Annotated in this window: 21 protein-coding genes and 1 tRNA gene; 14 read left to right on the top strand and 8 right to left on the bottom strand. The window is 66.0% G+C overall.

Features of this window, described 5'->3' with window-relative positions; genetic code table 11:
* The first annotated feature begins 153 nt into the window (after positions 1-153).
* From dusA to ACZ6YI_RS19445, 4 genes are all read left to right on the top strand, one after another.
* Positions 154-1134 carry a tRNA dihydrouridine(20/20a) synthase DusA gene (dusA, locus tag ACZ6YI_RS19460; RefSeq protein ID WP_465780077.1) on the top strand — a complete coding sequence of 327 codons (981 nt, stop codon included), beginning with the start codon at positions 154-156 and terminating at the stop codon, positions 1132-1134.
* Between the two features lie 67 nt (positions 1135-1201).
* Positions 1202-1489, top strand: a complete 288-nt coding sequence (locus ACZ6YI_RS19455; RefSeq protein WP_440325385.1) for a PepSY domain-containing protein — start codon at positions 1202-1204, stop codon at positions 1487-1489.
* Entirely contained in the window at positions 1489-2181 is a 693-nt protein-coding gene (locus tag ACZ6YI_RS19450; RefSeq protein ID WP_331644717.1) for a response regulator transcription factor, read from the top strand. The genes ACZ6YI_RS19455 and ACZ6YI_RS19450 overlap by 1 nt, the downstream gene beginning before the upstream one ends.
* A 55-nt stretch (positions 2182-2236) precedes the next feature.
* Entirely contained in the window at positions 2237-3625 is a 1389-nt protein-coding gene (locus tag ACZ6YI_RS19445; protein WP_465780076.1) for an ATP-binding protein, read from the top strand.
* A 1-nt stretch (position 3626) separates the two neighbouring features.
* On the opposite strand, the gene ACZ6YI_RS19440 is transcribed toward ACZ6YI_RS19445, so the two are convergent.
* A complete protein-coding gene (locus ACZ6YI_RS19440) occupies positions 3627-4337 on the bottom strand; it encodes a M90 family metallopeptidase (RefSeq protein ID WP_465780105.1) in 711 nt (236 codons plus the stop codon).
* Positions 4338-4390: 53 nt separating this feature from the next.
* Positions 4391-4735, bottom strand: a complete 345-nt coding sequence (locus tag ACZ6YI_RS19435) for a hypothetical protein (RefSeq protein ID WP_465780075.1) — start codon at positions 4733-4735, stop codon at positions 4391-4393.
* A 198-nt stretch (positions 4736-4933) separates the two neighbouring features.
* On the opposite strand from ACZ6YI_RS19435, the gene ACZ6YI_RS19430 reads away from it, so the two are divergent.
* From ACZ6YI_RS19430 to ACZ6YI_RS19410, 5 genes are all read left to right on the top strand, one after another.
* Complete coding sequence (locus ACZ6YI_RS19430; protein ID WP_465780074.1) at positions 4934-5914, top strand: biotin--[acetyl-CoA-carboxylase] ligase; 981 nt, start codon at positions 4934-4936, stop codon at positions 5912-5914.
* On the top strand, positions 5911-6669 hold the full coding sequence (locus ACZ6YI_RS19425) for a type III pantothenate kinase (protein ID WP_465780073.1): 759 nt from the start codon (positions 5911-5913) through the stop codon (positions 6667-6669). The genes ACZ6YI_RS19430 and ACZ6YI_RS19425 overlap by 4 nt, the downstream gene beginning before the upstream one ends.
* A 65-nt stretch (positions 6670-6734) precedes the next feature.
* Positions 6735-7565, top strand: a complete 831-nt coding sequence (locus ACZ6YI_RS19420; protein WP_465780072.1) for an SPOR domain-containing protein — start codon at positions 6735-6737, stop codon at positions 7563-7565.
* Between the two features lie 16 nt (positions 7566-7581).
* Positions 7582-7657: transfer RNA gene (locus tag ACZ6YI_RS19415), tRNA-Thr, on the top strand.
* A 51-nt stretch (positions 7658-7708) separates the two neighbouring features.
* The gene (locus ACZ6YI_RS19410; RefSeq protein WP_465780071.1) at positions 7709-8467 is read left to right on the top strand and encodes an alpha/beta hydrolase; all 759 of its coding nucleotides are present in this window, start codon (positions 7709-7711) and stop codon (positions 8465-8467) included.
* Between the two features lie 160 nt (positions 8468-8627).
* Here ACZ6YI_RS19410 and ACZ6YI_RS19405 read toward each other — a convergent pair whose 3' ends face one another.
* Complete coding sequence (locus ACZ6YI_RS19405; protein ID WP_465780070.1) at positions 8628-9518, bottom strand: DUF3800 domain-containing protein; 891 nt, start codon at positions 9516-9518, stop codon at positions 8628-8630.
* The gene (locus ACZ6YI_RS19400; protein ID WP_465780107.1) at positions 9421-10002 is read right to left on the bottom strand and encodes a hypothetical protein; all 582 of its coding nucleotides are present in this window, start codon (positions 10000-10002) and stop codon (positions 9421-9423) included. The genes ACZ6YI_RS19405 and ACZ6YI_RS19400 overlap by 98 nt, the downstream gene beginning before the upstream one ends.
* A 181-nt stretch (positions 10003-10183) precedes the next feature.
* Here ACZ6YI_RS19400 and ACZ6YI_RS19395 point away from each other — a divergent pair, with 181 nt between their 5' ends.
* From ACZ6YI_RS19395 to ACZ6YI_RS19380, 4 genes are all read left to right on the top strand, one after another.
* On the top strand, positions 10184-10576 hold the full coding sequence (locus ACZ6YI_RS19395) for a rhodanese-like domain-containing protein (RefSeq protein ID WP_440325343.1): 393 nt from the start codon (positions 10184-10186) through the stop codon (positions 10574-10576).
* Between the two features lie 10 nt (positions 10577-10586).
* Complete coding sequence (gene rocF / locus ACZ6YI_RS19390) at positions 10587-11507, top strand: arginase (RefSeq protein ID WP_465780069.1); 921 nt, start codon at positions 10587-10589, stop codon at positions 11505-11507.
* Positions 11508-11576: 69 nt separating this feature from the next.
* Positions 11577-12944, top strand: a complete 1368-nt coding sequence (locus tag ACZ6YI_RS19385) for a tryptophan--tRNA ligase (protein WP_465780068.1) — start codon at positions 11577-11579, stop codon at positions 12942-12944.
* A gap of 6 nt (positions 12945-12950) precedes the next feature.
* Positions 12951-13277, top strand: a complete 327-nt coding sequence (locus tag ACZ6YI_RS19380) for a hypothetical protein (RefSeq protein ID WP_440329367.1) — start codon at positions 12951-12953, stop codon at positions 13275-13277.
* Between the two features lie 136 nt (positions 13278-13413).
* Here ACZ6YI_RS19380 and ACZ6YI_RS19375 read toward each other — a convergent pair whose 3' ends face one another.
* The 4 genes from ACZ6YI_RS19375 to pdhA all read right to left on the bottom strand — a co-directional run bounded on the left by ACZ6YI_RS19375 (position 13414) and on the right by pdhA (position 17543).
* A complete protein-coding gene (locus ACZ6YI_RS19375; RefSeq protein ID WP_440329370.1) occupies positions 13414-13884 on the bottom strand; it encodes a YehS family protein in 471 nt (156 codons plus the stop codon).
* A 187-nt stretch (positions 13885-14071) separates the two neighbouring features.
* Positions 14072-15457: a dihydrolipoamide acetyltransferase family protein gene (locus tag ACZ6YI_RS19370; protein WP_465780067.1), complete on the bottom strand. Its 1386-nt coding sequence runs from the start codon at positions 15455-15457 to the stop codon at positions 14072-14074.
* 13 nt (positions 15458-15470) lie between these two features.
* Positions 15471-16451: an alpha-ketoacid dehydrogenase subunit beta gene (locus ACZ6YI_RS19365; RefSeq protein WP_045828010.1), complete on the bottom strand. Its 981-nt coding sequence runs from the start codon at positions 16449-16451 to the stop codon at positions 15471-15473.
* Between the two features lie 12 nt (positions 16452-16463).
* Positions 16464-17543, bottom strand: a complete 1080-nt coding sequence (gene pdhA, locus ACZ6YI_RS19360) for a pyruvate dehydrogenase (acetyl-transferring) E1 component subunit alpha (RefSeq protein ID WP_440329374.1) — start codon at positions 17541-17543, stop codon at positions 16464-16466.
* Positions 17544-17767: 224 nt separating this feature from the next.
* On the opposite strand from pdhA, the gene ACZ6YI_RS19355 reads away from it, so the two are divergent.
* Positions 17768-18616 (top strand): tryptophan 2,3-dioxygenase, encoded by an 849-nt coding sequence (locus tag ACZ6YI_RS19355; RefSeq protein WP_465780066.1) that lies wholly within the window; start codon positions 17768-17770, stop codon positions 18614-18616.
* Positions 18617-18732: the final 116 nt, after the last annotated feature.

Genomic DNA, 18732 nt, shown 5'->3' with positions numbered 1-18732 from the left:
AGGCTCCGCTTATGGCTTTGTTACATTGTAACGGTTTGCGTGCGCGCTTTTTGCCGGAGCTACGTGTCAGTTTGCGGGCGCAACGCATGTCGGAGACGTAAGGCCATCGCGCGCAAGCGCGCTCCCACAAGCGGTTGTTGCTAAAATGACCCCATGCAACCCATTGACCCCTCTGCCTTTCGCCTCACCGTAGCCCCCATGATGGACTGGACGGACCGGCATTGCCGGTACTTCCACCGTCTGCTGTCGCCGCATGCGCGCCTGTATACCGAGATGGTCACCAGTGCCGCGCTGGTGCGTGGCGGTCAGGTTCGCCTGCTGGAGCACAGCCACGAGGAGCATCCGGTGGCGCTGCAGCTCGGCGGGAGCGATCCGGCCGAGCTGGCCAAGGCTGCGATCCTGGGCGCCCAGGCGGGGTATGACGAGATCAACCTCAACGTCGGCTGCCCCTCCGATCGGGTCCAGTCCGGCAAGTTCGGCGCCTGCCTTATGCGCGAGCCGGAACTGGTGGGGGACTGCGTTCGCGCCATGGCCGGAGTGGTCGACGTGCCGGTCACGGTGAAGTGCCGCATCGGCGTGGACGACCAGGACGAATACGCCGATCTCCAGCACTTCACCCAGGTCATGGTGCAGGCCGGGGTGAAACACCTGGTGGTCCACGCACGCAAGGCCTGGCTCGAGGGGCTGAGCCCGAAGGAAAACCGGGAGATTCCCCCGCTGGACTACGGCCGGGTCTACCGGCTGAAGCAGGAATTCCCGGACCTGACGATCGTGATCAACGGTGGTATCACCACGGTCGAGGCTGTCCAGGAGCACCTGGCCCATGTCGACGGGGTGATGCTGGGCCGCGCGGCCTACCACGACCCGTTCGTCCTGGCGCAGCTGGAGACGGCCCTCTATAGCGCGCCAATGGCCGACAGGGCCGATGTCCTCGAGCGCATGCGTATCTATATCGAGGCCGAACTGGCCCGGGGTACGGCCCTGAAGCACATCACCCGCCACATCCTGGGCCTTTACCAGGGCGAGCCGGGTGCGCGTGGTTTCCGCCGGCAACTGTCGGAGGGTGCCCACCTGCCGGGGGCCGACTGGAGCCTGATCGAGTCCGCCATGGCCCCCCTGCGCCAAGCGGCTTAGTTTCGTTCAGCTTCGGGCGGGGCGGGCATCGGCATGATCGGCCGACTCGCATGACACCGCGCCTGACATGAAAATCACGTTCCGCCCGCTATTTTTCGCCGCCATCTGTGCCGGCGCGCCGTTTGCCGCCCTGGCCCAGCAGTCGATGACGCTGGAGCAGGCGGTAGCCAAGGTGCAGAAAGAAACCGGGGGGAAGGTGCTTTCAGCGGATACCCGCCTTGTCGAGCGCGGGCGAATCACCGAATACCGGGTCAAGGTCCTCACTCTGGACGGGCACGTGAAAGTGGTGCCCCTTCGAACCGAAACCGCCAAACCCCTGGATGCCACCGCCGGGGATACCAAGGAGAGACATTAATGCGAATCCTGCTCGTTGAGGACGAGGCCCCGCTGCGCGAGACCCTCGCCGCGCGCCTGAAGCGCGATGGCTTCGCCGTCGATGCCGCCCAGGATGGCGAAGAAGGTCTTTACCTCGGCCGCGAGGTCCCGTTCGACCTCGCCATCATCGACCTGGGCCTGCCCAAGCTCTCCGGCATGGACCTGGTGAAGGCCCTGCGCGAGCACGGCCAGCGTTACCCGATCCTGATCCTTACCGCGCGCGGCAGCTGGCAGGACAAGGTCGAAGGCCTGAAGCACGGCGCCGACGACTACCTGGTCAAGCCGTTCCACGTCGAGGAGCTGCTGGCGCGCATCAACGCGCTGGTCCGCCGCGCCAGTGGCTGGTCCAAGCCGATCCTCGCCTGCGGCCCGATCAAGCTCGATACCACCGCCCAGACGGTCACCGTCGAAGGCCGCCAGGTGGACCTCACCAGCTACGAGTACAAGGTGCTCGAGTACCTGATGCTCCACGCCGGCGAGCTGGTGTCGAAGGCCGACCTGACCGAACACATCTATCAGCAGGATTTCGATCGCGATTCGAACGTGCTGGAAGTGTTCATCGGCCGCCTGCGTCGCAAGCTGGATCCGGAGAGCGCGCTCAAGCCGATCGAAACCGTGCGCGGCCGCGGCTACCGTTTCGCGATCCCGCGCAACGAAGCGGACGAAGACTAAGATTATCGTGGCGGCGTGGCACGACGCCGCGCCGCCATGTAGGTAACTGCGAAGCATGGAAACCGCTTCATCGACCAAGCGCCGCCCCCTGTCGCTGGCTGCGCGCGCCGCGCTTGCCACGGGCTTTGCGCTGGCAGCCTTTCTTGGCCTGACCGGCCTTGCGCAGAACAAGGCCAACTACGCCTCCGAGCTGTCGGCCATGCACGACCGGCTGCACAACTACGCCATCGCATACATCACCGGTACGGACATCACCCGCGCCGGCAAGGTCACCACGCCCGATAGCCAGCCCAATCCCGATTTCTCGCGGCCGGGCTCGGGGCTCTACGCGATCATCGTGGGCAACGATGGATTCCGCTGGGAATCGTCATCGGCGCTGGGTCGCGATTTCGATTTCGTACGCATGCTTTCGCCCGGCGAGACCGCTTTCGAACCGGTGGAGACGCGCAGCGGCAAGCTCTACGTCTTCAGTTACGGCGTCTCGCTGGACAGCACCGAGAAGCGTAGCGTCCCGCTGACCTTCGCCGTCGCGCAGACCGAGGACCAGTTCGAGCGCCAGGTGGCCACGTACCGCCGCACGCAGTTCCTCTGGCTGGCCATGCTCGGCATGATGCTGATGCTGCTGCAGTTGTTCCTGCTGCGCTGGAGCCTGCTGCCGCTGCGACGCGTGTCGAGCGACCTCGCCCATATCGAGCGTGGTGCCCGCGATCACCTCGATGGCCCGTACCCGGTGGAACTCACCGTGCTGACCCGGCGCCTCAACGCCTTCATCGATAGCGAGCGCGAGCAGCGCACCCGTTACCGCGACACGCTGGCCGACCTGGCACACAGCCTGAAGACGCCGCTCGCGGTCGTTCGCTCGCAACTGGAAACCGACGGCGACGCGCACAACCTGCGTGGCGACATCCTCGACCAGGTGCGCAAGATGGACGAGATCGTGGCCTACCAGCTTTCCCGCGCGGCAACCTCGGGCCGGCGCATCATCGCCGCGGAAGAGCCGATCGCCGGGCATGCCGAAGATCTCGTGCAAAGCCTGGAGAAGGTGTACGCGGCCAAGAACGTGCTTTGCGAATTCGAACTGGAAGATGGCGTGGCTTTCCCGGGCGAGCAGGGCGACCTGCTGGAGCTAATGGGCAACCTGGTCGAGAACGCGTTCAAGTGGGCTTCGCACCGCGTGCTGCTCACCGCGCGGGCGACCCGGCCGGGGCGCAAGGGTGGCAGCGGACTCGAACTGATTGTCGAAGACGACGGCCCCGGTATTCCGGACGAGAAGATCGAGAAGATCCTGCAGCGCGGCGTCCGTGGCGACGAGCGCGTGCAAGGCCACGGCATCGGCCTGTCGATCGTCCAGGACATCATCAAGGCCTACCAGGGCACCCTGCACGTCGATCACTCCGAAGAACTGGGCGGCGCCCGCTTCCGGGTAACCATTCCGCCGGGCTGAGCTACGCGGGCGAGGGGCCGTAGAAGTCGGTCAGCAGCTTCGCCACTTTTGATTCCGCTTCGCGTAGCAGCGCCGGCTGGGAGAAATGCAGTTCGCTGGTCACGGCGAAGAATTCCTCCGGTGCTTCCGCGCCGTACGGATCGATCGCGGTCTCGCGGCCGCGCTCGGTCTGCTTCACCAGGCGATCGAAGGCTTGCTGCATGGTCGCGATCCACTCGCGCCGGTTCATGCCCGGGAGTAGCGGTGGAACGCCATTCGCCGGTGCGGCGAGCATGTCGAGCTTGTGCGCCATCTCGTGGATCACGACGTTGAATCCATCCCACGGCGCTTCGATGTCGAGCTTCACATCGGCCAGTGAGAGCACCATGGGGCCGCGATCCCAGGCTTCGCCGATGAGCGTGTCGTCCTGCTCGGTGACGACACCGCTGTGCGCATCGCGGTGGCTCCGCCGCACGTTGAACTCGCCGGGGTAGACCAGGACATTGGTCCAGCCTTTGAACGCTTTTGGTCCGCGGGGCAGGGCGGGCAGGCTCGCCTGCATGGCGATCACGAGCTGCCAGAAATCGTCCAGCGCCGCGCCACCCAGGGCGTGGAACCGCTTCGTATGCAGGAACAGCGCGGCCAGCTGGCGGAGGTAGTGCAGGCGCGGGGCATCGAGCGCCCGGGCCATGGGTACGCGCGCTACCGCCTCTTTCCAGCGGGCATCATCGATGGGCGGTACGGGCGCACGGAACCGCGCCAGGAACGACGGCCAACCGCGGAAAATCAGAGCATGGACCCCGGGAGCAGCGACTGCCAGCTCGGCGTAGGCGCACGAACGGGGGCCGGGCCCTCGCGGTTCGGGTCGTCATCCGCGACTGGGGAGCTGCTCGACGAGGAACCGCCGCTGGCGCGGCCGGAGCCACCCGGGCGGGTCGACATGACATCGCCGCCGGTGCTGCTGTTCTCGTGGGGCGCACTGCCTTGCGAGCGGCCGCCGCTGCCTTCAAACGACGACGAAGCCGTCCCGCCCATGGAAAACAGGCTGGAAGGATCGATGTCGGAAGCGGCGGCGGTGCCGGTGGCACCGACGAGGCACAGACATCCGAAGATGTAAGGTCTGGCGTTCATCGGTAAACCCCAATGCCCCCGGACAATACGGGGGGACGACCGATCCTCGCAGAAAATTCACGGGGGCGCCAGTGTGGTTCGTCGCCAGGCCACGGGCATGGCCGCGACCCGGGCGAAATCCGCTCGCCTGCCCTAGAATCAGCGGATGTCCCCGTTTCCCCACTCCCGCAGGGGCCGCCTGACGGCCTGACGGTAGCCATGCTCGCACGTGACCTCCTCGAAGCCCTTGCCGGCGGCGATGCCGTGTCCGGCGCCTCCCTGGCCCGCCAGGCGGGCGTGACCCGCGCCGCCGTCTGGAAACAGATGGAATCGCTACGCCTGAAGGGCGTGCCGGTGGAAGCCAAGGTGGGCGGTGGTTACCGCCTGCCCTGGCCGACGCAGCTGCTCGATGGCCCCGCCATCCGGGCCGCCTGTGACCCCGCCGTGCTGCCGGATATCGGCATGCTGGAAGTCCACTGGGAGCTCGATTCCACCTCAAGCGAGCTGGCGCGGCGCAATCCGGTGCTCGACGACCTGGCTTTCGTCCTCGCCGAAACCCAATCGGCGGGACGCGGCCGGCGCGGCCGTACCTGGCTGTCGCCGCCGGGCATGAACCTGTACCTCTCGGTGCTGAAGCGCTTCGACAGCGGCTTTGCGGCGCTGTCCGGCCTGTCGCTCGCGGTCGGCGTGATGCTGCTGCGCGCACTCGACCGGGTCGGCATCCGTACCGCCGGCCTGAAGTGGCCGAACGACGTGCTGGCCGGGAACGCGAAGCTCGCCGGCATCCTGGTCGAACTCTCCGGTGAATATTCGGGCCCGTGCGCCGCAGTGATCGGGGTGGGCCTCAACATTCGCCTGCCCGATACCCTGCACGAGCGTGCCGGGCAGCCGATCACCGACCTCGCGGCGCTCAGCGGCGGCCAGCCGCCGGATCGCAACACCGTGGCCGCGGCCGTCGTCAGCGCACTGGCCGAAGGCTTGCGGCTGTTCGAGCGCCAGGGCTTCGCGGCGTTCGCGAAGGAATACGCGGCCTACGACCTGCTCAACGGGCAGTCGCTGCGCGTTATCGATCCGCGCGGGGAATACATCGCCACGGGCGAAGGCGTCGACGAACGCGGTGCATTGCGTGTTCGTCGCGCCGACGGCGAAGCGGTGACGGTCGATAGCGCCGAGATTTCCGTGCGCAGGAGCGGCGCATGATCCTGCTGCTCGACCTCGGCAATACGCGCTTGAAGTTCGCGCTATATGACGGTGCGGACTTCACCCATCGCGGCGCCTTTGGCTGGGACGCGGATATCGCGCATGAGCTGGCCACGCTCTGGGCCACGTGGCCGCGGCCCGATCGTGTCGTCGGTGCGTCGGTGGTCGATGGTGCGCGCGAAACGGCGGTCGCCGTCGCGGCGGTCAACGCGTTTGCCTGCGAACCCACCTGGGTGCGTACGCCCGCCGAAGCCTGCGGCGTGCGCAATGCGTATGCCGAACCCGGCCGGCTGGGCGTTGATCGCTTCCTCGCCATGGTTCACGCCTGGGACGCGGGCAGGGCACCGTGCGTGCTCGCCAGTGTCGGCACCGCGCTCACGCTCGATGCCCTCGATGCTGACGGCCGCCACCTCGGCGGTTGGATCGCGCCCGGCCCGCTACTCATGCAGCAATCCGTGCTCGGTGCGACCGTCCAGGTTCGTCCGACGCAGGCGGGTGCCGTCCGCGATCTCGCCGACAACACGGCCGATGGGCTTGCCTCCGGTTGCTGGCAGGCCAGTGCGGCCCTGGTCGATCGCTTCGTGCGCCGCGCTGCCCCGCAGCTGGGCGGCGCGCCCCAGGTGACCCTGGGCGGTGGCGACGCCGAACTGCTCGCGCCCCTGCTGGAGCACGCGGTGAGCATCGTGCCCGACGCCGTCCTGCGCGGGCTCGCAGTGTGGGCGAAGACGCACGCCGGGGCAGCGAAAATCCCCTAGAATCCAGTCGCTGCCGGTTCTTACAGGGGAACGCGCGCAGGCCCATTACACGAGCCAAGGCCACCATGCTGCTGCGTTTGCTGTTCGTACTGCTGATCGCCCTCAACATTGCGGTGGCCGCGTGGTTGCTGCTGGGGCAAAGCGGTCCGCACGCCGTGGAGGCCTCGGACAAGGGCGTGCCGGAGTTGAAGCTGCTGACCGAGTTGCCGGTGGCGTCGAGTGTTGGCGCGCCTGCTGGCGCATCGAGCGGGGTGGCTTCCAGTGTGCCGGTCGCGTCCAGCGCGACGGTCGCGGAAAAGGCACCCACCGCCGTGGCGACCATTCCGGTGACTCCCGCCAAGCCCACGCCGACACCGCCCGCACCCGCACAAGAGGTGGCAAAGGCCGCCGCGGAGGCGCCCGCACCGCCCGCCTCGGTGCCGACCAGCGCGAAGCGCAGCTACCGCTGCCTCGCGATCGGCCCGTTTGCGACCCAGGTGGATCTGCGTACCACGCGTACCACGCTGGCCTCGCGCACCGTCCGTAGCCGGCAGCGTCAGGAGCAGACGACCGAATCGCATGGCTGGCGCGTGTTCCTGCCGGCTCAGGACACCCGTGAGCTGGCCCTCGCGCAGGCCCGGCGCCTCGAGGCGAAGGGCATCAAGGATTACTTCGTGGTGACCGTCCAGGGCGAGATGCAGAACTCCGTGGCACTGGGCCTGTTCCACGACCCGGCCAACGCCCGCAAGCGCCGCGACGAAGTCATTGCCGCGGGCTTCCCCGCGCGGATGAGCGAACGCACCGAAACCACCCCCGTCTGGTGGCTCGACGTAGTCGTCCCCGACGACGCCGGCAACGACATCCGCCGCGCGATCCGCGCCCCGGGCGCCACCGCTCGACCCACCGGCTGCTTCTGATAAACTCCCCGCCTTCGCCGGCATAGCTCAGTTGGTAGAGCAACCGCCTTGTAAGCGGTAGGTCCCCAGTTCGAATCCGGGTGCCGGCACCAATGCAACGAAAAGCCTGCCGTGATGCAGGTTTTTTTGTATCCGGGGGATGCATGAAACGCACGGTGCGCTGGCTATTGCTGTTGTCCGCTTTCCTCGTGCTGACCGTTGGCGTCGCAGCCGCGTCCCTTTATGCGATGCAGGACACGCTGCTCTATCCCGGAGCCAGGGCGACGATGCCGCCCGGTGCGCTCAAGGTCGAACGTCCGGATGGCGTCATGCGAGGCTGGGTACTCCATCCTGGGGCCGAGGACGCCCTCGTGGTCTTCGGAGGTAACGGTATGAGCCTATCGGGCTACGCGCCGACCCTGGACGCTTGTTCGAAGCGCGCGATCTACCTCATGCCTTACCGCGGTTACGAAGGCCAGATGGGCCGCCCTCGCGAACGCGAGTTCGTTGCCGATGGCATTGCGCTGGTGGACGAAGTGCGGAAGACACATGCGCACGTTGGCATCCTCGGCATAAGCATCGGCACCGGGGTGGCAACGCAGGTGGCGCTTGCGCGCAAGCCCGACAAGCTGTGGCTGGTAACGCCCTACGACAAGATGACCCGCGTCGCGGACGACAACATGGGTGGTCTCCCGGTGAGCTGGCTGATGCATGATCCTCTTGATAGTGAAGCGGCTGCGCGTCAGTTGAAGGGCGTGCCCGTGATCGTGCTTCAGGCGAACCACGATGAGGTGATTCCAGCGGCTCGCACGGAGGCGTTGATCCATGCACTGCCGCAACCGCCAGTCGAGTGGATACATGTCGATGCTAGCCATAACACGATTCTGTCGGCGGCTGAGATGTGCTCTGCCTTGGGCAAGTGAGCGAGGTGGAGCAGGGCGGGGCTTCGCAAACTCAGTAGTATCTCAAGCACGATTGCGTTGCACGTTCGCCAGTAGGTCGTCGAAGCGGCGTCAGCGCGCCACGACCAACGACGATCGACAAAAAGGTTTGCATTCCTCCAGCGGGACAGATACCTTGAGGTCAAGTTGGACTGGACATTTCCGGTCGGCGCTGGGCCTCACTTCGGTGAGGCCCTTCGCATTTTTGGCCGACGGATTGCTCTGCAAAGCGATCTTCGGCGCTCCCGTGCGTGCTCTGTACGATCTTCGGCTTCAGAACGCTAAACGCGCGGTTAGGCTGGGTCGGGCGCAGCTCGCTCAGTCCGATGGGCCTTGCGGCGATGTCGGCCATCTGGAGGCCGGAGCAGTTCGCCGATTTTGACGTCATGGTTAGCGAAAAGGGTAGCTCGATCCTGAAGTCATTTTCGCCTTCAACGATCCGGCGAAAAACATTTCGAAGTTGGGAGTCTTCGTTCCGGCCGCGACACTCCACGATCACGTGGGTGGTTGAGTCTGCTTGGCCAACTTGACGGAGGTGAAGAAATGCCTGCTGCAGGACAGATCGCAGGCACCGGTCATAGGGGTCCTGCGGCCTGGCGTAATGAGTGATGTATTCCCATTTTTTGATGACACTGTAGACGACTGCGTAGTCAGTTTCAGCCATGATCGCTTCCAGATCTTCCAGGAAAATGGCGCGAGCACCCGATACACGCATGAATTCGTAAGGCGGTAGGCACTTACGGATATCCCGTTCGTGAAGAATGATTTGGTCGTGGCCCCAGAACGACATCTTTAGCGCGCCTATCGCAGGGCATAGTTTTCGCAGGTATTCATCCTTCCGAATGAGTATTCCGCACAGCACGAAGATGGGGTACTCAGTTGTAATGTGCGCGAGTCCGTGATCCCCACTCTCGTCGATGAAGAGAAGATATTCGCTAGCCCCGGGCACGCTTTCGACTCGTCGAATCACGAACCGTTTTGCCTCGTTCCATACAGTTCGATGGTGCGCCTCGGGACTTTTGGATAAGGGCATTGGAACAGCATCGACCGTGATATCCGCACTGATTCGATGAGTTAATGGTCACGAAGCTCCAGCGGTCGCCTGTCTTCCTGAAGAGGAGGGGGAGGACAAGTGACCTCGTCGCGTCGAACGAAAGTTTCTCGACTCCTTCGCGGACGGTCGCGGTTCGGTCAATGTGGGCGCGTACGAAAAGCCGCAGCAGCTTCTCGGTCGGGCAGGGCATGCCTTGCTCTTCCGTTTCCCAGCGCAGCACCGTTCGCTGGTCAGCTTCGAGTCCACGTGCCCACTCCGATTTCGACAGCCCGGTGTGCTTCCTTAAAAATCGAACTTCGGGTCCACAGAGCGCTGATGGCTTCTTTATCAGGGCCATGGCGATGGCTGTGTAAAGCTCTGGAAGGGCGGAAATCGCGATGGCCGGTCCGTACGGTGTATTGGACGTTCTGAAGCCGTCCACGAGCCAGACGTTACTTAGGCCGCAGGTGATGTAGTGATGCATCAGGGATTCGCCGGGGTTGGGATGCCAACGGTTATTGCGCCAGACACATGGACGGCTCAGTAGTGGGCGTCGTCCGTCCGTGTGCGTCAGGTTCCGCCCCTATGAGGGTAGGTGGCCTTCGTCATTTGGTCCCTGCCGCAGTGCAACGTGGCTGTGATCCACCCCGGTGTAAACTTGCGGAATGAGAAATTCCCGCGTTTCGCTGGTGTGCGCCTTGCTCGTCCTGCCGTTTGCGGCCTGGGCGCAGGATGTGTCCCGCGATGCCATGGCGACCCGCATGGCCGGGCATGACGCCCCGGCGCTGCTGGATGTCCGTACCCCGGAGGAATACCGGGAGGGTCATCTGGCAGGCGCCCTGAACGTTCCGGTGGATGAAGTTGCCACCCGCAGCGGCGCCCTCGGCGTGAAGCGTGACCAGGAACTGGTCGTTTACTGCAAGTCGGGCAAGCGCGCCGCGCGTGCCCGCGACACCCTGCAATCCCTGGGCTATACCAACGTGCACCTGCTGGAAGGCAGTGCCGACGCATGGCGCGCCGATGGCCGCCCGCTGGTGAAAGAAAGCCCGAATCACTGAGCCTGACCCCATGAGCCCAACCACCCGTTCGGTCGCCCTCGTAGGCGTCCCCACCGATATCGGCGCCGGCCACCGCGGCAGTTCCATGGGCCCCGAGGCCCTGCGTGTCGCCCGCCTGGCGGAGCGCCTCGAGAGGCGCGGCATGCTGGTCGTGGATCGCGGCAACGTCGCCGGTCCCCTGAACCCGTGGCAGCCGCCCACCAACGGCTACCGCCACCTGCCCGAGGCAGTGGCCTGGAACACGGCCACCCACGAGGCGATCTATGCCGCACTGAACGACGGGCACCTGCCGATCATGCTGGGCGGCGATCACTGCCTGGCGATCGGTTCGATCTCGGCCGTGGCGCGGCATTGCCGCGAGAAGGGCAAAAACCTTCGCATCCTGTGGCTCGATGCCCACGCGGACTTCAACACCAGCAATATCACGCCCTCGGGGAACATCCACGGCATGCCGGTCGCCTGCCTGTGCGGCCACGGGCCCGATGAGCTCACCGGCATCGGTGGCACCGTGCCGGCGATTTCACCGGACATGATCCGCCAGATCGGTATCCGCTCCGTGGATGAGGGCGAAAAGCGCCTGGTCCACGAGGTGGGCATCGACATTTACGATATGCGCTATATCGACGAAATCGGCATCAAGGCCGCCATGGAAGAGGCGCTCGCCGGGGTCGATGAGGACACCCACCTGCACGTGAGCTTCGACGTCGACTTCCTCGACCCGAGCATCGCGCCGGGTGTGGGGACCACCGTGCGCGGGGGCCCGAACTACCGCGAGGCACAGCTGGTGATGGAGATGATCGCCGACACCGGCCGGGTGGGTTCGCTGGACATCGTCGAGTTGAACCCGGCCTTTGATAAGCGGAACCAGACGGCCAAGCTGGCGGTGGAGCTGGTGGAGTCGCTGTTTGGCAAGTCGACCCTGATGCGCTGAGGGGTCGCCCGGGGCCGGGCGCGCGGGCTACACTCGGGCGGTTTCCGTCCGTTTCAAAGCAAGGTCCCCATGCGTACCCGCGTCCTCACCGGCATCACCACCACCGGCACGCCGCACCTCGGCAATTACGCCGGGGCCATCCGTCCCGCCATCGTCGCCAGCAAGGATCCCAACGTGGATGCCTTCTACTTCATGGCCGACTACCACGCGCTGATCAAGGCCGATGACGCCGACCGCGTGGCTGCCTCGCGAATGAAGATCACGGCCACCTGGCTGGCCGGCGGCCTGGACCCGAACACGGCGACGATCTACCGCCAGTCGGATATCCCGGAAGTGCCGGAGCTGATGTGGCTGCTGACCTGCGTCACGGCGAAGGGGCTGCTTAACCGCGCGCATGCCTACAAGGCGGCCGTGGACAAGAACGTGGCCGAGCAGGAAGACGCCGATGCCGGCGTCACCGCGGGCCTGTACATGTACCCGGTGCTCATGGCGGCCGATATCCTGGCCTTCAACGCGAACAAGGTGCCGGTCGGCCGCGACCAGATCCAGCACATCGAGATGGCGCGCGATATCGCGCAGCGCTTCAACCACATCTATGGCCGTGATTACTTCGTGCTGCCGGAAGTGCAGATCGAGGAGCAGGTCGCGACCTTGCCGGGCCTCGATGGCCGCAAGATGTCGAAGAGCTACGACAACACCATTCCGCTGTTCGAAGGCGGCTCGAAGGCGCTGCGCGAGACGATCATGAAGATCGTGACCGATTCGCGGGCTCCCGGCGAACCGAAGGACACCGACGATTCCGCCCTGTTCACCATCTTCAAGGCGTTCGCCACCCCGCATGAGAGCGCGGCTTTCGCCGATGCGCTGCATGGCGGTATCGGCTGGGGCGAGGCGAAGCAGGTGCTGTTCGAGCGGATCGAAGCCGACGTGGCGCCCATGCGTGAGCGTTACGACTCGCTGATGGCGCGCCCTGACGACATGGAAGACATCCTGCTCGCCGGCGCCGCCAAGGCCCGTGCGATCGCCGTGCCGTTGCTGGAGCAACTGCGCGACGCGGTCGGCCTGCGCACGTTCCGTCCGGCGGCCAAGGTGGAGCCGGTGGCAGCGAAGCCCGCAGCGAAGGCGAAGCCACCACGCTTCGCCAGTTTCCGCGAGGCCGATGGCAGCTTCCGTTTCCGCCTGTTCGGCGCGGATGGCGAAGAGCTGCTGCTCTCGGTGGCCCACGCCGACCCGAAGGCTGCCGGTGCCGCGCGCCAGATGCTCTCGACGCTGGGCGGTGCCGCGGCGATCATCGAATCGCAGGGCGACCACGTGGTGCTGCTCGTCAACGGCGAGCTGGCCGCCAGCGGCCAGCCGTATCCCGATGAGGTGGCCCGTGCCGCCGCCATGCTCCGATTGCGCGCCGCCCTCGACGCGCTGGCTGCCGACCAGGACTAAACGCCCATGCGCTACCTCGCACTGATGTTGCTCGCTCCGTGGCTCATCGTGCTTGGGTGGGCCTATTGGCATTACCCGAAGACGTTGCCGCGCTCCGCCGCGCGGCGCGCCTTCGATGCACTGGCCCTCGTAGGCTCGGTGATCCTTTCGATCCAGGCGGCGCTCATGGCGTACGACGCGGTCGAACTTCCCGCGGCTGATGAGTTTGGCCCGAAGAGTGGGGCGATCTGGCAGCAGGTCGTGCCGGCGCTATACGGCTACGGTGCCTTCGTCGCCGTGCTCGCGGTTGCCCTGGTCATCCGCCACCTGATCTGGAAACGCCGCTCGATCTGATTCCAGGCGCACGCTGTGGAAGCGTGCTGTGGGAGCGTGCTGTGGGAGCGTGCTTGCACGCGATGGGTGCTCGCGGCACCCCCATCGCGCGCAAGCGCGCTCCCACAAAAGCCTGTACGGCCTGAGCGCGCGGGAATTACTTGCTGCCGCGCAGGCGCAGGGTCAGGCCCTTGAGGAAGTTGCGCAGGAACTGGTCGCCGCAGACGCGGAAGTTGCTGTGCTTGGGCTGGCGGAAGAGGGCGTTGACCTCGCCCTTGGAGACGCGGAAACCCGCATCGCCCATGATCGCGAGGATGTCGTCTTCCTTCAGTTCGAAGGCGACGCGCAGCTTCTTCAGCACGGTGTTGTTGTTGATCCGGGCTTCGACCGGGCGGGCCGGCTGGCTTTCGTCACGGCCGCGGCGGTGGACGATCAGGCCATCGAGGAAGTGCGCCATGGCCAGGTCGGGCATGGCGACGAAGCCGGGATCTTCCTCGTCCTTCTTCAGCCAGGCCTCGACGTCTTCACGGGTGGCCTTGAAGCCGGTGAGCGCGAGGATATCGACGACGTGGACGTCGCCCAGGTCGAGCATGTAGCGGATGCTACGGAGGGTGTCGTTGTTGAGCATGGCAGCAAGGATACCGCCAATCGCCAAGATCTACTGTAGGAGCCCACCCTGTGGGCGACATCTTTTGCGATAACGCCGCAGGCCATGCGGGTTCTCCGCGAACGGCGTCGCCCACAGGGTGGGCTCCTACGAAAAACGCCGCCCGGTCAGGGGCGGCGTTTTTCGATTTCACACTGTCGGCCAGGGCTTAGTTCGGCAGGCCCAGGTCGTCGATCAGCGCCTTCAGGAAGCGCGCTGCCTCACCGCCGGTGGCGGCGCGGTGGTCGAAGGTGAGCGACAGCGGCATGCGGCGGTGCACTTCGATACCGCCCATGACGGCGACCACGTCGTGGCTGAGCTTGCCGGCGCCGATGATGGCGACGGTCGGCGGCACGACGACCGGGGTGGCGTAACGGCCCGCAAACATGCCGAAGTTGCTCAGGCTGATGGTGTAGCCCGAGAGCTCCGAGGCCGGGATGCTGCGGTCTTCGACCGACGTACGCAGGCGCTTGATCGCGGCACGGATGCCCGCGCCGTCGAGCACGTCGGCGTTACGCAGGGCCGGCACGAACAGGCCGTCGTCCGTATCCACGGCGATGCCGATATCCACGTGCGGGTGCAGCGTGCGGGTCAGGTCCTTGCCGTTGAACCAGGCGTTCAGGGCCGGCACCGTTTTGCACGCCACGACGATCGCGCGGATCAGGCGGGCAGTGATGTCCTGCTTGCCGATCCAGGCGTGCAGGTCGGCGTCGTCCACCAGCGTGGTCGGGACGACCTGGGCGTGGGCATCGGCCATGACGCGCGCCATGTTGCGGCGGACGCCCTTCAGCTGCTCCGGCTGGCCCATCGCTTCCTTGCCCGGGGGCGCGGTGCGGACGGCCTTGCCAGCCAGCGACACCGGCGTACGGGTCGGGGCGGGGCCCGGCTCCGGCAACGTCGGGGCGAGGTGCTGGGCGGCGGCCGGACGCGCCGGGGCGGAACCCACCGCGGCGCTGCCGTTGGCGGCGGCGTTCTTCACGTCGGCCATGGTGATGACGCCACCGGCGCCGGTCGGCTGCACGCGGGTGAGGTCCACCTTGAGCTTCTTGGCGGCGGCGCGCACGGCCGGCACGGCCTTGACGCCACCGGCGCTGGAGACCTGCTCGGTGTGCACGGCGTTGCCGCTGACCATGGCGCCGACGACGGTGCCTTCGTCTTCGCGGTCGCCACCGGCCTTCGGCGGATCGATCTCGCCGCCGTCATCCGAAGCGACGACCTTCGACGGATCGTCCGTGGCCGGCGAACCGACGCCCTTCTTCGGGCCGTGGTGGTGGCCGGTGGACTCGGCTTCGGCGCGCTGGCGAGCGTTCGGGTCGATCTCGAAATCGGCGAGCGAGGCGCCGGTTTCGATGATGTCACCGACGGCGCCGTGCAGCTTCTTCACGGTGCCGGAGTAGGGCGACGGCACGTCAACGACGGCCTTCGCGGTTTCCATCGACACCAGCGGGGCGTCGAGCTTGATCGTGTCGCCTTCCTTGACGTGCCATTCGACGACGGTCGCGTCGGGCAGGCCTTCGCCGAGGTCCGGCAGGAAAAAGGTCTTGATATCGGCCATGTCTAGGGGTTCCTCAGGAGGCGGCCAGCGTGCGCTGGGCGGCTTCGACGATGCGTTCGACGCTGGGCAGGTACTTCATTTCCAGGCGGAACAGCGGGATGTGCGTATCGAAGCCGGTGACGCGCTCGACCGGCGCGAGCAGGCTGTACAGGCATTCTTCCGACAGGCGCGCGGCGATTTCCGCACCGAAACCGGCGGTCTTCGGCGCTTCGTGCACGATGACGCAACGGCCGGTCTTGGTGACCGATTCGGCGATCGTGTCGAAATCGAGCGGGGTCAGCGTGGCGACGTCGATGACCTCGGCGCTGATGCCCTGCTGGGCGAGTTCGTCGGCGGCTTCAAGGCATTCCTTGACCTGCGCACCCCATGTGACCAGGGTGACGTCGGTGCCGTCGCGCAGGACGAAGCAGACGTCGAGCGGCAGCGCCTCGCCATCATCGGGCACTTCTTCCTTGTACTGGCGGTAGATGCGCTTCGGCTCGAAGAAGATCACCGGATCCGGATCGCGGATGGCGGCGAGCAACAGGCCGTAGGCACGCGCCGGCGACGACGGCATGACCACGCGCAGGCCCGGGATGTTGGTGAACAGGTGCTCGTTGGCCTCGGAGTGATGCTCCGGTGCACGGATGCCGCCGCCCCACGGAGCGCGCCACACGGCCGGCACGGTCATGCGGCCGCGGGTGCGGTTGCGCATGCGCGCGGCGTGGCAGGCGATGTGCTCCATCATCGGGTAGATGAAGCCTTCGAACTGGGCTTCGGCGACAGGCTTCATGCCCTGCACGGCCAGGCCGATGGTCAGGCCGGCGATGGTGCCTTCGTCCAGCGGCGTGTCGATGACGCGCTCTTCGCCGAACTGCTCCTGCAGGCCCTGGGTGGCGCGGAACACGCCGCCGTTGACGCCGACGTCTTCGCCGAGCACGACGACGCTGTCGTCATTGCGCATTTCGTAGGCGAGCGCCTGGGTCACCGCTTCGATAAGAGTGATTTGTGCCATGGGAAAGGCTCCTTACGACTTGCGATCGAGGGAAGCGGCGAGCTCGCGCTGCGCTTCGAGGTCGGCCGGGACTTCGGCGTACAGGTAGTCGAACATTGCCGTCGCCGGCTGGTTCTTCGTCTCCAGGTACGCGTTCACCTCGTTGTCCATCCAGTCGTCGCACTCGGCCTTCCAGGCCTCTTCCTTCGCGTCGTCCCACTTGCCCTTGGCTTCGAGCCACTTGCGCAGGCGCGGCACCGGGTCACGTTCCCAGGCGTCCTTCACTTCCTGCTCGCCACGGTAGCGGCGGGCATCGTCGGCGGTGGTGTGGTCGCCGAGGCGGTAGGTCACCGCTTCGATCACCGTGCCGCCCTGGCCGGAACGGGCGCGCTCGAGCGCGTCTTCCATGGCCTTGCGCACGGCGATGATGTCGTTGCCATCCACCTGGATGCAGAACAGGCCGGCCGCGATGCCCTTCTGGGCCAGCGTGCCGGAGCCGCTCTGGATGCGGCGCGGGACCGAGATGGCCCACTGGTTGTTCACGATGACGGCGACCAGCGGCAGCTGCTGCGCGCCGGCGACGTTGATCGCGCCGTAGAAGTCGCCCTTCGACGAGCCACCATCACCGATGGTGCACACGGCGACGCGCGGCTCCTTGCGGATCTTGAAGGCCAGCGCCGAACCGGCCGCGTGCAGGCACTGGGTGCCGATGGGCACGCACCAGGCGAAATCGTGCGCCGGGGCATCCTTGAAGTCGTTACCGCGCTCGTCGCCACCCCAGTAGGTGTAGACCTCGCGCGGCTTCACGCCGCGGTACAGCTGGGCGCCGTACTCGCGGTAGGACACGGCCAGCGAGTCCTCACGGCGCATGGCGCTGCCGATGCCCACGTGCGCGGCCTCATGGCCCAGGCACGAGGCGTAGGTGCCGAGCTTGCCGGTACGCTGCAGCGCGATCGACTTGGCATCGAATACGCGGGTGGAGACCATGAGCTTGTAGAGCTCGACCATGTGGTCGAGATCCTTGGCGAAAGCAGGCAACTCCTTGCCGGTTTCCTTGCCATCCTGGTCAAGGTACTGCAGGTATTCAATTTCAAACTTGGCGGCGATGGACACGACTCGCTCCCAGGGGAAGGTTAGAAACGACACGCACGATTGGGGAAGCGGACGGGCCCATCCAGCGGGGCGCGAACGGCTTATCAGGTCTTGCGAGCCGGACTAGATATCAGGGGTATTATGGCCCGGCAAGGCACGCCGCAGCATGACAAGGCCGCCGCTTAGCCCCGAAATGGCTTCGTGGCGCCGTTCGTGCGCTGTCCACCCCATATGTGAAGACGCCCATGGCCCACCCCCAGCGCGACCTCGAACCTGGCATCCGCACCGATCTGGAAGGGCGGGTGACCTACGGCTCGTACCTCCGGCTGGACCAGGTGCTCACCGCCCAGCACCCGCTGAGCGAGCCCGAGCACCACGACGAGATGCTTTTCATCATCCAGCACCAGACCTCCGAGCTGTGGCTGAAACTGATGATCCACGAGCTCGACGCCGCGCTGGCGCGCCTGCGGGCGGATGACCTTGGCGGAACCCAGAAAGTGCTTGCCCGGGTCAAGCAGATCCAGCGGCAGCTTTACGAGCAGTGGGGCGTGCTGGAGACGCTGACGCCGGCCGAGTACCTGCAGTTCCGCGACGTGCTGGGGCCATCGTCCGGTTTCCAGTCGCTGCAATACCGGATGGTGGAGTTCCTGTTGGGCAATAAGCATGGCGACATGCTGAAGGTGTTCGAACACGACCCCGCCGGCCATGCGCGGCTGAAAGCCGTTTACGAGGCGCCGGGGCTTTACGACGAGTACCTGCGCTTCCTGTCGCGGCGCGGCCACCCGGTGCCGGTGGCGCTGCTCGAGCGCGATTTCACCCAGCCCTGGCACAGCCAGCCGGCGTTGCTGCCCATCCTCAAGCGTATTTATGAAGATACGGGCGCGTACTGGTCTGAGTATCATCTCAGCGAGCTGTTGGTGGATATCGAAGAGAACTTCCAGCTCTGGCGCTTCCGCCACATGAAAACCGTGGAGCGCATCATTGGCTTCAAGCCCGGCACCGGCGGTTCGTCCGGCGTCGCCTTCCTGCGCAAGGCGCTGGAACAGAGCTTTTTCCCGGAGCTGATCGAGGTCCGTACCCTGCTGGGTACCTAATCCTTCACCTGCCGACCACCTGATCCGTGGGAGCGGGGGGGGGGGGGGGGGGGGGGGGGGGGCCGCCCCCCCACCCGCCCCCCCCCCCCCCCCCCCCAAAAAAAAAAGGGGCGATT

It is taken from the genome of Luteibacter sp. NPDC104163 (genome assembly GCF_055584245.1).
The sequence above is the reverse complement of the archived record's forward strand: the minus strand, read 5'-3'. Positions and strand labels throughout refer to the sequence as shown.